The sequence below is a fragment of the Streptomyces sp. NPDC046379 genome (assembly GCF_055587785.1).
This window is the reverse complement of sequence record NZ_JBVJFP010000010.1, coordinates 290,357-304,528: the sequence shown is the minus strand read 5'-3', so window position 1 is coordinate 304,528 and position 14,172 is coordinate 290,357. Positions and strand designations below refer to the sequence as shown.

Sequence of the window (14,172 nt, the reverse complement as noted above, 5' to 3'; positions counted from 1 at the left end):
GATGGGTCGTCGAGCGGACCTTCGCCTGGCTCCACCAGTTCAAACGCCTGCGGACCCGCTACGAGATACGAGCCGACCTCCACCTCGGACTGCTCTAACTCGCCTGCAGCATCATCTGCTTGCGACGGCTCCGAACCTCATTCTGAAATGATCAGTTAGTCGGATCCTCACGCGACGCAGCGCGGTACACCGGTGACAGCGACCGTCACAAGGTCGAACATCAGGACGTTCGTGAGGGAGATTTCGACATCCTCCATCACAACTCACCCCTACCCTCGGGCCTTGTAGTGGGATTCCTGTGACGCACTTGCACACTTCAATCACAGGAGAAACAGCATGCGCCGTGCACGCATCCTCGTCCCAGTCGTCGCCGCTCTGTGCGCTGTGGCGGCGAGCACGACGACCTCAACCGCAGCACCGGAGCCCACCGCATCACCTGAGGTCGGCCTCGCCACGCCGGCTGAGGAGGCAGCATTGCAGAAGCAGCTCGCCGAGTCCAAGCCCGTAATCGCCACCTACAAGGGAAAGAGGATCAACCTGGCCGACGGCTGGCAGGGAGCGCAGGCCTGTTCGGAAGTGCCGAGCGGTGAAGTCTACTGCTACGACAGCGCCGAGGAGGCGGATCGTGCTCTGGCTGCCATCGCCCCAGCAGCCGCGGGAGGCTACGGGAAGCGCGCGGCGTTAGCGAAAGCCGGCGGCGAGTTCGGTCCTACAGCTTGGAGTGACTGCGCTTGGGGATGGGTCTGTCTTTGGGAGCACTCAAACTTCACGGGACGTCGGCTCCAGTGGTCCGCCGACGGGACCAAGCAGCTCGGCGACTGGGACTTCCGGGACCAGGCCAGCTCCGGCTGCGTGAGGCGCGATCAAGGCGGTGCGTTGGTCTACGACGCCCGCACGGGCCTGCCCGACCCGTACATGGCCCTGGCCAACCCGCACTGCTACGACTTCACCACCGCCAGCTACCCGACCGGTGGCACCTTCAACGACAAGGCTGACTACATAAAGATATGACCGGCCGGCCTGGCGTCGCCTGTGGTGCTCGGGCGGAGAGCCTCTTGCCTAGGGGTGCCTGAGCAGGCATGAGTTCTGCTCACTCCGAGCTGCGGTCCCGGACCAGTCTGGCCGGGACCGCAGCAGTCTGCCTCAACCTCTCGGTCAGGTTGCATCGCTGTCAGGGTCGGGCTTATTTGCTTCAAAGCCCGCACAGGCGGCGGGTCGTCCTCGCAGACGCCCCATAGCCGCTGATCCGGTCGGCCAGGGCAGCTTCCGCCGCCGTTCGCTCCCGTCTCGGGCCGGAAGTACGTCTGCGGCGCCGAGCAGTTTTTTAAGGGCGCACCCGCCTTGCGCGCAGGCGATCAGGCTGAGGAGGCACCCAGGAAGAGCAGGCGGGCTGCATGCGGCGGTGGTCGATGCTCACAGGATTCGTCTCCGACGGAGTAGCAGCCGTGGATGTAGGTGACGCCGTGCGGCAGCGGTAGGTCGCTGACAGCCGGTCGGGCTTGCCTGTTTCGCCCAGCAGGAGCCTGCTGTCGGGAGCGCCCCCAACGGCCCGAACTTGTCGAGGGTCGAAGAACCCGGTCCGGGTAGCGGTCCAGGACGTGTTCGATCCGGTCGACCTTGGTGTCACGGTCGAGGTCGGGGATCCTTGGCTTGCCAAGGTGTGCGGATGATAGGTCATCGTACGCGGCGCATATGGGCGGCGAGTGCGCGGTTGAAGGGCACCCATACGGTGCCCTCACCTCTTCCATGAGATCACCCGCCCCAGGCAGCGGACGTACGTCCGTCAGGGTGGTGGGCTCATATCGGAGCTTCCAACACTTCTTCCACTCTCACTTCACCCGTATCTGCATCTTTTGGCCAGATGGCGGCAACTTTCCCTTTCACCGTTTTTCCGGCGTCTACGGTGCGCGTGACCCACTTCATCGTCGTGTAGTCGGGGCCGCTGAAGCTGAACCTGATCGTGTATTTGACCTTGAAGTATTCGGGGTTATGGATCGAGTAACGGGCGCTGAATGACCATTCCCCCTTCCATGGAGAGGTGCCGTAATCGATCACGTCAACTTTTGTCCCGGTCGGTACGGGCTGCTGGGGCGAGTTGGCCGTGCAGCCGATCAGGGCGCTGAGCAGGAGCAGGGCGGCGGGGCCGCCAGTTCGTAAGCGCATGGCTCGCAGGCTAGGTGAGCCGGCTGATGGTCCACAACAAGAGGTTGCGGCAGCGATCTATCAGCCATGGCCGAATGAGAAGGGGGGAGGGCTTTGGCCATCCAGCGGGTCTATCGGGTCGAGAGCCTAGATTCCGCTTCACGGAGGCCTCGCAGGGTGTTGCGCGAGCGAACGGGTTCCAGAGGGTTGTCGCAGTCCGGCCAAGCTCCCAGGCTGCGTGGACACCCGCGGTGATTGTGTGACTACAGTGCTTGCGGGGTTCTGCAGAGTTCAGTTCAGAGAACAGGGAAGCCAGGAACCACTTCACTCGCCGTCGAAACTGGCCCATTGGACCAACCGGGCCAAGCCGACTGGCTGCGTATCGGCACAAGAGCCAGACACGCAGGCCAGGCCGGAAACAGCTGAACGACTGCTTGCCCAGCGAGTCGTCGGTTCTATTGGTGAAGCAGCGAGACCTGAAGGCAATGGCAGCCAGGACTCCGCCTTTCGAGTAGATGCTTGTACGTCGGGCACGGATCTCGGACGGACTGCTCGCCCAACGAAGACCGCCATGAAAAGCGACTACGAGTCGCAGCCGGAATGGGTTAGAAGCCCTGCAATCCGAACGGCCCGCACTGCGAGGCCTCACCCGAGAAGAACGGACTTTGACATCACCATGAGAAAACTCTTAGCCGCCGCTGGCAGTGCTGCGGCCCTCGCCCTCGTAGCCCTGGCAGCCGCACCTGCCTCGGCAGTAACTGCCAACTCCCAATTCGACGTCGTATTCCCTGGCGAGAAGCCGCAGACTACCTACTACGTCGAAAACACCGCCACCCTGTCCGCCGGTATCAATGGGAAGTCGATAATGAGCTGGCAAATAATCGATGACCAGGTCATCGACAACTCCAAGCGGTTCACCAGCTTCAAAATCACGACACGGATCGAGGAGCGGCTGACCGCTACCAGCGAGGACCATGTCGTTACGTCGAAGACCTGCGACTGGACCAAGCTCGTAAACGACAACTACTCATGGTTCGTCGAAGAGGCCGCTAACACCTGTGCCGCCCCGTCCACGGTCTACGACGGCGACCTGTGGTGGTCGGCGGACTCAACGATCGTCTACGACATCGAAGGCGACGGCAAGGGAGCTATCACAAAGGAACTCCTCGGATCGCCCCTGATCCACGGCTGACACCCGCAGAATGCCGGGTCCTGAGCATTCTTCTTCCGGCCCTCAGGACCCGGTTCTGCCTAGGTTGTCCGCATCACTTCCCGCGCTGGAGTACTTGGGCCAGCACCGCTGGGCCGTGGAGCGGACCTTGTGCGACCGGCTACATGCACCCGGTTGGCGGCGTGAAGTCCGCGGATACCGTAGCGCGGCGGCGAACTGGTCGGGGAGGCTGTACGCCGTGTCTCATGACACCGACATCGACGACTGGCCGGGCTGCACACCCCGAAGAAATGCATCTGCCGAGCGACCTGGTGCAGCGGCTCAGGCTGGTCTGCTCCCTGCTTGTACCTGCCGGTCGCCGAACGCCACAGCAAGCCGGGGTGGCGCTGGCGCGTGAAGCGGTGTGGAAGCCCCGAGCCGGCCGATCACGTGACCGTCTTCTGGAACGCCGATGACGCACTGTTCGACGCCGTCGAGACGCAAGGCAACGGCGGCAGGTCAGGTCACCGGTGGGGCGCTAGTACTCCAGCAGCGGTTCGCTATCTGGCCTGGTCAGAGGCGTCGTCGGGAGTGTAGTTGACTGCTGGCGCGTCAGGGGCGGTCTCGCCGGACCGCCCCTCCAACGAATGACATCGAGAACTGTCCGAGCTGTGACGAGGGCAGCCTTCCCGCGTGATCGACGACCTTGCCGACGCGACCTGGGACCGTGAACTCGACGACCTCTTCCTGCGCATCGGCCACCGCTTTGGCCGTGCCGACCTGCGACGCCGCATGCGTGACTACGTCCGCGCCCTGCTTGGCCCGGTCGGCCGAAAAAACAGCTGGCAACTGGCCGAACACGCAGGCCACCGCACCCCCGACGGCCTGCAACGGCTGCTGAACGGAGCCACCCGGAACGCCGACGACATCCGCGACGACCTGCAGGCATACGCCGCTGAACGACTCGGCGAAGCCGACGGAGTCCTCATCCTTAACGACACTGGCTTCGTCAAGAAAGGCACCACCTCCGCAGGTGTCCAGCGCCAGTACTCCGGCACCGCCGGCCGCACCGAGAACTGCCATATCGGCGTCTTCGCCGCCTACGCCACCACCCACGGACGCGCCCTGGTGGACCGCGAACTGTATCTGCCCAAGTCCTGGACGGACGACCGCGAAAGCTGCCGCGCCGCCAAGATTCCTGATGAGAGGGTCTTCACCACCAAACCAGAACTGGCCAGGACCATGGTGCTGCGCGCACTCGCCTCGCCGCTGCCGATCGCCTGGGTGACCGCGGATGCCGCCTACGGCCAGGAGTGGCGCTTTCGGCGGACACTGGAAGAAGCCGCCGTCGGGTATGTGTTCGCCGTCCCGAAGTCTCAGCCGGTGCCCCGCTTCGGACGGATCGACCATCTCTTCAGCCAGGCACCGGATGAGGCATGGGAACAACGTTCGTGCGGCGACGGCGCCAAAGGCCCGCGCGTCTATGACTGGGCAGCTGTCCAGCTCCCGGTGATCGAGGACTTCGACAGTGAGCGGCCCACTCATCACCGCTGGGCGCTGGCCCGACGCAGCATCAGCAGACCCGACCAGGTCGCCTACTACCTCACATACGCGCCGGTGGAAGCCGGCGTCGACCAGCTCGTGCGCGTTGCCGGACGTCGGTGGGCGATCGAGGAATGCTTCCAGGCTGCGAAGAACGAGTGCGGCCTGGACCAGTACGAAGTCCGCCGCTATGTCGGATGGATGAGGCACATCACCCTGGCCATGCTCGCGCACGCCTTTCTCGCGGTCACGGCGGCCCAGGCGGGGGCAAAGGGGGACGCAGAAACGGTTCCACCATGGTCCCGCTCACCGTGGCAGAAGTCCGTCGGCTGCTGGCAACTGGCCCCGCCCACCGGCCCCATTCGCCCCTTCGCATCCATGCGCTGAGTTGGTCGCGATGGCGGCGAAGGCGTCAGGCGGTGGCCCGGCACTGTCACTACCGACGACGATGTCATTCGTTGGAGGGGCGGTCCGGCAAGACCGCCCCTGACGCGCCAGCAGTCAACTACACTCCCGACCGACGCCTCTGACCAGGCCAGATAGCGAACCGCTGCTGGAGTACTAGGCGGCGCCCGGCGGTTTCCGAACCGCCGGGCGCCGCCGCTGCCTGGGGCCGGCCGTCTACGGGAACGTCAGCTTCCAGCCGCTGATGTAGCCGGTGTCCTGCGCCGCCTGGTCCTGGACCCGCAGCCGCCAGGTGCCGTTGGCGACCTCGGAGGAGGCGTTGACCGTGTACGTGGCCTTGACGTTGTCCGCCGAGTCGGAGGAGCTGAAGCTCTTCAGGCGGTACGCCGTCCCGTCCGGGGCGAGCAGGTCGACCACCAGGTCGCCGCGCCAGGTGTGGACGATGTCGACCGTCACCTGGAGGTTGGACGGCGCGTTGCCGGCCCGGCCGGTCACCGCGATCGAGGACGTCACGGCCGCGCCGTTGTCCGGGATCGCCACGTCGGTGGTGGACTCGAACGACGTGCCGCCGCCTCCGCCGCCGTCGGAGCGGGAGCCGACCGCGACGCCCGCCCACGCGTCCTGCACCGCCTTGTACTCGGCGCTCGCCGTGCCGTACAGCTCGCCGGCGACCGCCAGGGTGCCGGTGCGGGCGCCCGCGTAGTTGGTGTTCGAAGTGAACTTCGTGGTGAGCGCCTTGAACCAGATCTGCTCCGCCTTGGCCCGGCCGATGCCGGTGACCGGCAGCCCGTCCGCGGTCGGCGAGTCGTAGCCGACGCCGTTGACGGTCTTGGCGCCGCTGCCCTCGCTCAGCAGGTAGAAGAAGTGGTTCGCCGGGCCCGACGAGTAGTGCACGTCGATCGAGCCGATGCCCGAGTACCAGCTGTCCTTGGACGATCCGTCCCGGCTCGGCCGGTCCATGTAGCGCAGCGGCGTGCCGTCGCCGTTGATGTTGATCTCCTCGCCGATGAGGTAGTCGCCGACGTCGGAGGGGTTGTTGGCGTAGAACTCGACGGCCGCGCCGAGGATGTCGGAGGTCGCCTCGTTCAGGCCGCCGGACTCGCCGCTGTAGACGAGGCCCGCGGTCGCCGACGTCAGGCCGTGCGTCATCTCGTGCGCGGCGACGTCGATGGAGGTGAGCGGGTTGGCGTTGCCCGACCCGTCGCCGTAGGTCATGCAGAAGCAGCTGTCGGACCAGAACGCGTTGACGTAGTTGTTGCCGTAGTGGACGCGCGAGTAGGCGGCGACGCCGTCGCCGCGGATGCCGCTGCGGCCGTGCACGTTCTTGTAGTAGTCCCACGTCAGCGCGGCGCCGTAGTGGGCGTCCGCGGCGGCCGACTCCAGGTTCGACGGCGTGCCGTTGCCCCAGACGTCGTCGGCGCCGGAGAACAGGGTGCCGGTGCCGGAGGTGCCGCGGTTCAGGTTGTACGTGCGGTGGTTGCCGCGCGCCCCGTCGGTGAGGGTGTACGTCGACCCGGACTGGGTCGTGGTGAGCGGGACCGTGCCGCTGTAGACGGTGTGGCCGGTGCCGGTCGCGACGGCCTCCCACTCGTACAGCTTCTCGCCGGTGGTGGCGTCGGTGAGAACGTGCAGCTCCTGCGGGGTGCCGTCGTGCTGGAAGCCGCCGACGACGGTCTCGTAGGCGAGGACCGGTTCGCCGGTCGCGGCCCAGACCACCTTGCGCGGGGCGCGCTCGACGTCGGGGCTCTCGGCGTCCTCGGCCTTCGCGGCGCCGAGGGCCTGGCGCTCCGCCCGGTCGGCGGCGACCTTCGGGCTGAGGGAGGGCACCTTCACGGCGGCGCGGGTGGCCCGGGTGACGCGCTCGGTGGCGCCGTCCTTCGCGGTCTGGACGATCAGGTCGCCGCCGAGGACGGGCAGTCCGGCGTAGGTGCGCTCGTAGCGGGTGTGCAGGGTGCCGTCGGCGTCCTTGACGACGTCCCGCACGACGAGCTTCTCCCGCGCTCCGAGGCCGAGTTCGGCGGCGGTGGCGGCCTTGTCGGCGTCCGCCGCGCGCAGGAGTGCGGCGCGTTCGGCGGGGCTGAGCCTGACCGGGACGGCGCCCGGGTCGGCCTGGCCCGCGGCGGCGGGGGCCTGCTCGGGGGCGGCGGTGGCGGCGCCCGACTGGACGGCCGTGGCGATCAGGGCGACGACGCCGGCGAGGGCGACGGCGGCAGCGCGGCGGTGCGGGGTGTGGGAGGTGCGTCTGTGGGAGGAACTGTCTCTCAACACTGACTCCTTCTGCGTGACCGCGGGTCGCGCGGCCGGGGGAGACCGGACGGGGGGTGGTCCGTCCGGGCACAGCCGTGGGGGGATGCGGGTGCCGAGGGTGCGACGGCCCTGGCGCAGCGGTGGGGTTCGTCGTGGGGTTCTTGCTGTGCGCGGGCCGTGGGAAGCGTGGCAGGGAACGCCCGTTCCTGTCAGGAGCGCGTCAACAAGTTGGCCGGAAATCGTTCGTTGTCCGGGCGTTCACGTTCGATATACGAACGCTTTGGCCGGCCGTCGGGCGGATCGTGCACCGGCGCCGGCCCCCGGCCGCGACGGTCGCGCGTGCCGGGGTCCCGGCGCACGCCGGTCACGCCAGGCTGTCCCGCCACGCCTTGTGCAGGCCCGAGAACCGGCCCTTCCCGGCGATGAGCTCGGCGGGCGTGCCGTCCTCCACGATCCGGCCGCGCTCCATCACCAGCACCCGGTCCGCGATCTCCACCGTGGACAGCCGGTGGGCGATGACCACCGCCGTGCGGCCCCTGAGCACCGTCGCCATCGCCCGCTGCACCGCCCGCTCGCCCGGCACGTCCAGCGAACTGGTCGCCTCGTCCAGGATCAGCACCGCCGGATCGGCGAGCAGCGCCCGCGCGAACGCCACCAGCTGCCGCTGACCGGCGGAGATCCGGCCGCCCCGCTTGCGCACGTCCGTGTCGTAGCCGTCGGGCAGGGCGCTGATGAAGTCGTGCGCGCCCAGCGCCTTCGCCGCCGCCTCGATCTCCTCCCGGCCCGCGTCCGGCCGCCCGATGGCGATGTTCTCCGCGACCGTGCCGGAGAACAGGAACGACTCCTGCGTCACCATCACCACCCCGCGCCGCAGTTCGGGCGTCGCCAGGTCGCGCAGGTCGACCCCGTCGAGCAGCACCCGGCCCTCGGTGGGGTCGTAGAACCGGGCGAGCAGCTTGGCCAGCGTCGACTTGCCGGCGCCGGTGGAGCCGACGACGGCGACGGTCTGCCCGGCGGGGATCGTCAGGTCGAAGCGGGGCAGCACCTCCCCGCCGGTGCGGTAGGCGAAGCGGACCGCGTCGAAGACGACCTCGCGGCCGGGATGCTCGGACTTCGGCGGCGGCAGCTCGCGCGGCGTCCGCGGCTCCGGCACGGACGGGGTCTGGGCGAGCAGGCCGGCGATCTTCTCCAGCGAGGCCGCCGCCGACTGGTAGGAGTTGAGGAACATGCCGAACCGGTCGATCGGGTCGTACATGCGCCGCAGGTACAGCACCGAGGCCGCCAGCACGCCCAGTGCCAGCGTCTCGTCCGCCACCCGGTACGCGCCCCACAACACCATCAGCGCCACGGCCGTGTTGCCGACTATGCGCGAACCCACGACATAGCGGGCCATCTCCAGCAGCGCGTCGCCGTTGGTGCGCTCGTGGCGCCGGTTCAGCACCCGGAACTCGGCGTCGTTGACGGCCTCCCGGCGGAAGGCCCGCACCGGCCGGATGCCGTTCATCGTCTCCACGAACTTCACGATCACCGCCGCGATCGCCGTCGACCGCACCCGGTAGACGCGCTGCGCCCGCCGCCGGTACAGCTGCACCAGCGACCACAGCGGCACGAACGAGGCGACCGCCACCGCGCCGAGGCCGAGGTCGAGCCAGAGCAGGATCACGGCGACGTACACGCACGACAGCACGACCGTCACCAGCTCCTGCAGACCCTCCTCCAGCAGCTCGCGCAGCGACTCCACGTCCGTGGTGGCGCGGGAGATCAGCCGGCCCGAGGTGTACCGCTCGTGGAAGTCGACGCTCAGCGCCTGGGCGTGCCGGAAGATCCGGCCGCGCAGGTCCAGCAGCACGTCCTGGCTGACCCGGGCGGCGGTGACCACGAAGGCGTACTGGAACAGCCCGGAGGCCGCCGCGCACGCCAGATAGCCGACCGCCACCGCGATCAGCGGCCCTCGGTCGTGGTCGCGGAACGCCGGCACCGCGTGGTCGATGGCGTACGCCACCAGCAGCGGGCCCGCCTGCACCGCCGACTGCTGGAGCAGCAGCAGGAGCGCGGTGAGGGCGACACGGGCCCGCATCGGCGCGAGCAGGGAGCCCAGCAGTGCCCGGGTGGCGCCCGGCGGGCTGGGCAGGCGGTCCTGGTCGAAGGCGTCCCCGGCGCCGGGGTCCGGCCGTCCGGCGGGGGGTTCGCCGCCGGGGGACTGGCCGGAGGGCGCGGACGCGGAGGTCGACGTGGGGGTCGACGCGGTCATCGGGCAGCCTCCTGCTGATGTGCTCCGGACATCAGATGCGCGTACTCGGGGTGGGTGCGCAGCAGTTCGTGGTGGGTGCCGACGGCGGTGATCCGGCCGCCGGACAGCAGGGCGACCCGGTCGGCGAGCAGCACCGTCGACGGACGGTGCGCCACGATGAGCGCGGTGGTGTCCGCGAGGACCTCCCGCAGCGCGGCCTCCACGGCCGCCTCGGTGTGCACGTCCAGCGCGGACAGCGGGTCGTCCAGCACCAGGAAGTCGGGCCGGCCCACGACCGCGCGGGCCAGCGCGAGCCGTTGGCGCTGCCCGCCGGACAGGCTCAGCCCCTGCTCGCCGACCTGGGTGTCCGCGCCCTGCGGCAGCGCGTGCACGAAACCGGCCTGCGCGACGGCGAGGGCGCGCTCCAGCTCCGCCGCCCCGGCCCCGTCGGGGGCGCCCATCAGGACGTTCTCCCCGACGCTCGCGGAGAACAGGGTGGGTTCCTCGAAGGCGACGGCGACCTTGGCGCGCAGTTCCTCGCGGGACATGGCGGCGATGTCGACGCCGTCGAGGGTGATGCGGCCGGAGGTCACCTCGTGCAGCCGGGGGACGAGCGCGGTGAGGGTGGTCTTGCCGCTGCCGGTCGAGCCGACCAGGGCCATCGACTCGCCGGGGCGGATGTGCAGGTCGACCCGGTCCAGGACGGGCGGGGAGTCCGGCGGGGCGTCGGGGTAGCGGAAGGTGACGTCGTGGAAGCGCAGGCCGCGCCCGGGCGCGGACGATGTCTTCGCGGGCTTGACGGTGTCCGGCTCCGGCTCGGCGTCCAGCACCTCGAAGTACCGCTCGGTCGCGGTCGCCGCCTCCTGACTCATCGCCAGCAGGAAGCCGATGGAGTCCACCGGCCAGCGCAGCGCCAGCGCCGTCGACAGGAAGGCGACCAGCGTGCCCGCCGACAGGTCGCCGTCGGCGACCCGCATCACGCCCAGCACCAGCGCCACCCCGATCGCCACCTCGGGCAGCGTCATGATGACGGCGAGGATCGACGCCAGCAGCCGGGCCTTGTGCAGCTCGGTGCCGCGCAGCGTGCCGGACAGCTCGCGGAACGCCCGCGCCTGGCTCCGGTGCCGCCCGAACCCCTTGATGACGCGGACGCCGAGGACGCTCTCCTCGACGACCGTCGTCAGGTCGCCCGACTGGTCCTGCGCCCGCCGCGCCGCCCCGGCGTACCGCTTCTCGAACACCAGGCAGGTGATGATCACCGGCACCACGGGACCGAGGATCACCAGCCCCAGCGTCCAGTCCTGCATCAGCATGATGACCACGCCGACGAGGATCGTCACCGAGTTGACGAGCAGGAAGGTCAGCGGGAACGCCAGGAACATCCGCAGCAGCATCAGATCGGTCGTGCCGCGCGACAGCAGCTGCCCCGAGGGCCACCGGTCGTGGAAGGCGATCGGCAGCCGCTGCAGATGCCGGTACAGATCGGCCCGCATCGCCGCCTCGACGCCCGCCAGCGGCCGTGCCACCAGCCACCGCCGCAGCCCGAACAGCAGCGCCTCCGCCAGCCCGAGCAGCAGCAGGTACAGCGCCCCGAGCCACACCCCCGCCGGGTCGCGGTCGGCGACCGGCCCGTCCACCAGCCACTTCAGCACGAGCGGGATGACCAGGCCGACGCAGGAGGCGACGACGGCGACGAACGCGGCGGTGAACAGCCGGGCCCGTACGGGACGCACGTACGGCCACAGCCGCAGGAGCGACCGCACGGCGGACCGCTGCCCGGACGGCTGCTCGGAGGGCCGGCCGGAGGGTTGTCCGGACGGCTGTGCGCCGCGTTCGTCGTGCGGTTCGGACGGCTCGGCGGTGGGGGCAGCTTGAGTCGACATCAGCAGCGAGCCTACGGATTGCCACTGACACTGCCCACCGAGTTTCCGCCGGACCGCGACCGGCTCGGACGGCGACCGCCTCCGACGGCGACCGCCTCCGACGGCGACCGGCGCACACACGACCGCCGCGGGTCGCCGCGACGGCGGAAGGCGCCGCGTACGGCGGAAGGCGCCGCGTACGGCGGAAGGCGCACCGCTCGCCCGCAGGTCAGGCGACCCGCAGCAGCAGCACCGTCCGTGCCGGCACCGTGATCTCCGTCCCCGCCGCGTGCTCCACGCCCGGCGCGCCGGCCTGGTCCTCCCGGCCGGTGTCGACGACCACCTCGTACCGCTCGGCCCACGGCGGCCCCGGCAGCACGAACCGCACCGGGTCCTCGCCGGCGTGCAGCACGGCGAGGAAGCTGTCGTCCACGACCTGTGCCCCCCGCTCGTCCCGGCCCGGAATGTCCCGCCCGGACAGATACATGCCGAGCGTCGCCGCGGGCGCGTACCAGTCGCCCTCCGTCATCTCCGTGCCCCGCGCGGTGAACCAGGCCAGGTCCCGCAGCCCGTCCGCCGAGTGCGCCCGCCCCGAGAAGAACGCCCGTCGCCGCAGCACCGGATGCCGGTGGCGCAGCGCGATCAGCCGCGAGGCCAGGTCGAACAGGGCCTGCCAGCCGGGGTCGGCGAGCAGCCCCCAGTCCACCCAGCCGGTCTCGTTGTCCTGGCAGTAGGCGTTGTTGTTGCCGCCCTGGGTGCGCCCCATCTCGTCGCCCGCCACCAGCATCGGCACGCCCGTGGACAGCAGCAGCGTGGTCAGCAGGTTCCGCAGCTGGCGCCGGCGCAGCGCCAGGATGCCCGGGTCGTCGGTCTCGCCCTCGGCGCCGCAGTTCCAGGACCGGTTGTCGTCGGAGCCGTCCCGGTTGCCCTCGCCGTTGGCCTCGTTGTGCTTGCGTTCGTACGACACCAGGTCCCGCAGGGTGAAACCGTCGTGCGCGGTGACGTAGTTGACGGAGGCGTACGGCCGCCGCCCGCCCCAGGCGTACAGGTCGCTGGAGCCGGACAGCCGGTAGCCCATCTCCCGCACGTCGGGCAGCGCGTGCCGCCAGAAGTCCCGCACGGCGTTGCGGTACCGGTCGTTCCACTCCGTCCACAGCGGCGGGAACGCCCCCACCTGGTAGCCGCCCGAGCCGATGTCCCAGGGCTCGGCGATCAGCTTCACCCGCCGCAGCACCGGGTCCTGGGCGATGACGGCGAGGAACGGGGAGAGCATGTCGACGTCGTGCATCGAGCGGGCCAGCGCCGCCGCCAGGTCGAAGCGGAAGCCGTCCACGCCCATCTCGGTCACCCAGTAGCGCAGCGAGTCCGTGATCAGCCGCAGGACGTGCGGCTGGACGACGTGCAGGGTGTTGCCGCAGCCGGTGTAGTCGGCGTACCGGCGCGCGTCGGGCTGGAGCCGGTAGTAGCCGCGGTTGTCGATGCCCTTCAGCGACAGCGTCGGGCCCAGCTCGCCGGCCTCCGCGGTGTGGTTGTAGACGACGTCGAGGACGACCTCGATCCCGGCCGCGTGCAGGGCGCGCACCATCTCCTTGAACTCGCCCACCTGCTGCCCGCGTGTGCCGGAGGCGGCGTACGCGGCGTGCGGGGCGAAGTAGCCGATGGAGTTGTAGCCCCAGTAGTTGCGCAGCCCCCGGCGCAGCAGGTGGTCCTCGTGCGCGAACTGGTGCACGGGCAGCAGCTCCACGGCCGTGACGCCCAGCCTGGTGAGGTGCTCCACGGCCGCCGGGTGCCCGAGGCCCGCGTAGGTGCCGCGCAGCTCCTCGGGCACGCCCGGGTGCAGCCGGGTGAAGCCGCGGACGTGCAGCTCGTAGATGACCGAGTCCGCCCAGGGCGTCTTCGGCCGCCGGTCGTCCATCCACTCGTCGCCCGGCGCGTCGTCGTGCACCACGACGCCCTTGGGGACGTACGGCGCGGAGTCCCGGTCGTCGCGCACGGTGTCCGCGACCTGCTGCTGCGGCCAGTCGCGGACGTGCCCGTACACCTCGGGCGGCAGCCGGAACTCGCCGTCCACCGCGCGCGCGTACGGGTCGAGGAGCAGCTTCGCCGGGTTCCAGCGGCCGCCGGTCCACGGGTCCCAGCGGCCGTGCACCCGGTAGCCGTACCGCTGGCCGGGCAGCACCCCGGGCACGAAGCCGTGCCAGATCTCGTGCGTCAGCTCGGTCAGCCGCAGCCGCCGCTCGCGGACCTCCCGGCCGTCCTCGTCGAACAGACACAGCTCGACGGCCTCCGCCCCGCCCGCCCACAGCGCGAAGTTGGTTCCCGCCACCCCGTCCGGGCCGACCCGGAACCGGGCGCCGAGCGGCGTCGGCGCGCCCGGCCACACCGGTACGGCACCCGGCGCCGCGGTGCGCTCGGGCGCGACGGCCCGCGTGGCGCCGTTCAGCGCGGCGGCCGGGCGCCCCTGTCCGGTGGCGTGCGCCGCCGCCACCGCCTCCTGCTCGGCTGCGCTGGACACCTGTCGGCCTCCCACGGCTCACGGAACGCGTCGGGGCGGGGCGCCCAGGCGTCCCGACCGGGGCGCTCCTCCGTCGTCC

9 protein-coding genes and 1 pseudogene are annotated in these 14,172 nt (G+C 70.1%); 4 read left to right on the top strand and 6 right to left on the bottom strand.

The features are described 5' to 3' along the window. Both ACZ6KF_RS19845 and ACZ6KF_RS19840 read left to right on the top strand, forming a co-directional pair. Nucleotides 1–98, top strand: a 98-nt coding sequence (locus ACZ6KF_RS19845) for a transposase (RefSeq protein WP_469239428.1), incomplete at its 5' end; no start/stop codon positions are given. Nucleotides 99–336: 238 nt separating this feature from the next. Next, on the top strand, nt 337–1,011 hold the full coding sequence (locus tag ACZ6KF_RS19840) for a peptidase inhibitor family I36 protein (protein WP_356632712.1): 675 nt from the start codon (nt 337–339) through the stop codon (nt 1,009–1,011). 407 nt (nt 1,012–1,418) lie between these two features. Here the strand turns inward: ACZ6KF_RS19840 and ACZ6KF_RS19835 are convergent. Together ACZ6KF_RS19835 and ACZ6KF_RS19830 are read right to left on the bottom strand one after the other, a co-directional pair. Further along, nucleotides 1,419–1,640, bottom strand: a pseudogene (locus tag ACZ6KF_RS19835) (IS630 family transposase); the annotation flags it as partial. Between the two features lie 157 nt (nt 1,641–1,797). Continuing rightward, nucleotides 1,798–2,163 (bottom strand): hypothetical protein, encoded by a 366-nt coding sequence (locus ACZ6KF_RS19830; protein WP_469239412.1) that lies wholly within the window; start codon nt 2,161–2,163, stop codon nt 1,798–1,800. 550 nt (nt 2,164–2,713) lie between these two features. Between ACZ6KF_RS19830 and ACZ6KF_RS19825 the strand changes: the two genes are divergently transcribed. After that, on the top strand, nt 2,714–3,334 hold the full coding sequence (locus ACZ6KF_RS19825) for a hypothetical protein (RefSeq protein ID WP_469239410.1): 621 nt from the start codon (nt 2,714–2,716) through the stop codon (nt 3,332–3,334). Between the two features lie 651 nt (nt 3,335–3,985). Continuing rightward, nucleotides 3,986–5,221, top strand: coding sequence for an IS701 family transposase (locus tag ACZ6KF_RS19820; protein WP_469239408.1), 1,236 nt, complete (start codon nt 3,986–3,988; stop codon nt 5,219–5,221). 234 nt (nt 5,222–5,455) lie between these two features. Here ACZ6KF_RS19820 and ACZ6KF_RS19815 read toward each other — a convergent pair whose 3' ends face one another. The 4 genes from ACZ6KF_RS19815 to glgX form a co-directional block, all read right to left on the bottom strand. After that, nucleotides 5,456–7,504 carry a M4 family metallopeptidase gene (locus ACZ6KF_RS19815; RefSeq protein WP_469239406.1) on the bottom strand — a complete coding sequence of 683 codons (2,049 nt, stop codon included), beginning with the start codon at nt 7,502–7,504 and terminating at the stop codon, nt 5,456–5,458. Nucleotides 7,505–7,850: 346 nt separating this feature from the next. After that, nucleotides 7,851–9,737 (bottom strand): ABC transporter ATP-binding protein, encoded by a 1,887-nt coding sequence (locus ACZ6KF_RS19810; protein WP_469239405.1) that lies wholly within the window; start codon nt 9,735–9,737, stop codon nt 7,851–7,853. Then, nucleotides 9,734–11,599, bottom strand: a complete 1,866-nt coding sequence (locus ACZ6KF_RS19805) for an ABC transporter transmembrane domain-containing protein (RefSeq protein ID WP_356632742.1) — start codon at nt 11,597–11,599, stop codon at nt 9,734–9,736. Before ACZ6KF_RS19805 ends, ACZ6KF_RS19810 begins: the two co-directional genes overlap by 4 nt. A gap of 208 nt (nt 11,600–11,807) precedes the next feature. After that, on the bottom strand, nt 11,808–14,093 hold the full coding sequence (gene glgX, locus ACZ6KF_RS19800) for a glycogen debranching protein GlgX (protein WP_469239402.1): 2,286 nt from the start codon (nt 14,091–14,093) through the stop codon (nt 11,808–11,810). Nucleotides 14,094–14,172 lie beyond the last annotated feature (79 nt).

What these genes read in the sequence shown, in the direction of transcription:
- ACZ6KF_RS19840 (WP_356632712.1), top strand. Translation starts at nt 337, where the DNA reads ATGCGCCGTGCACGCATCCTCGTCCCAGTCGTCGCCGCTCTGTGCGCT.
- ACZ6KF_RS19830 (WP_469239412.1), bottom strand. Translation starts at nt 2,163, where the DNA reads ATGCGCTTACGAACTGGCGGCCCCGCCGCCCTGCTCCTGCTCAGCGCC.
- ACZ6KF_RS19825 (WP_469239410.1), top strand. Translation starts at nt 2,714, where the DNA reads ATGAAAAGCGACTACGAGTCGCAGCCGGAATGGGTTAGAAGCCCTGCA.
- ACZ6KF_RS19810 (WP_469239405.1), bottom strand. Translation starts at nt 9,737, where the DNA reads ATGACCGCGTCGACCCCCACGTCGACCTCCGCGTCCGCGCCCTCCGGC.
- ACZ6KF_RS19805 (WP_356632742.1), bottom strand. Translation starts at nt 11,599, where the DNA reads ATGTCGACTCAAGCTGCCCCCACCGCCGAGCCGTCCGAACCGCACGAC.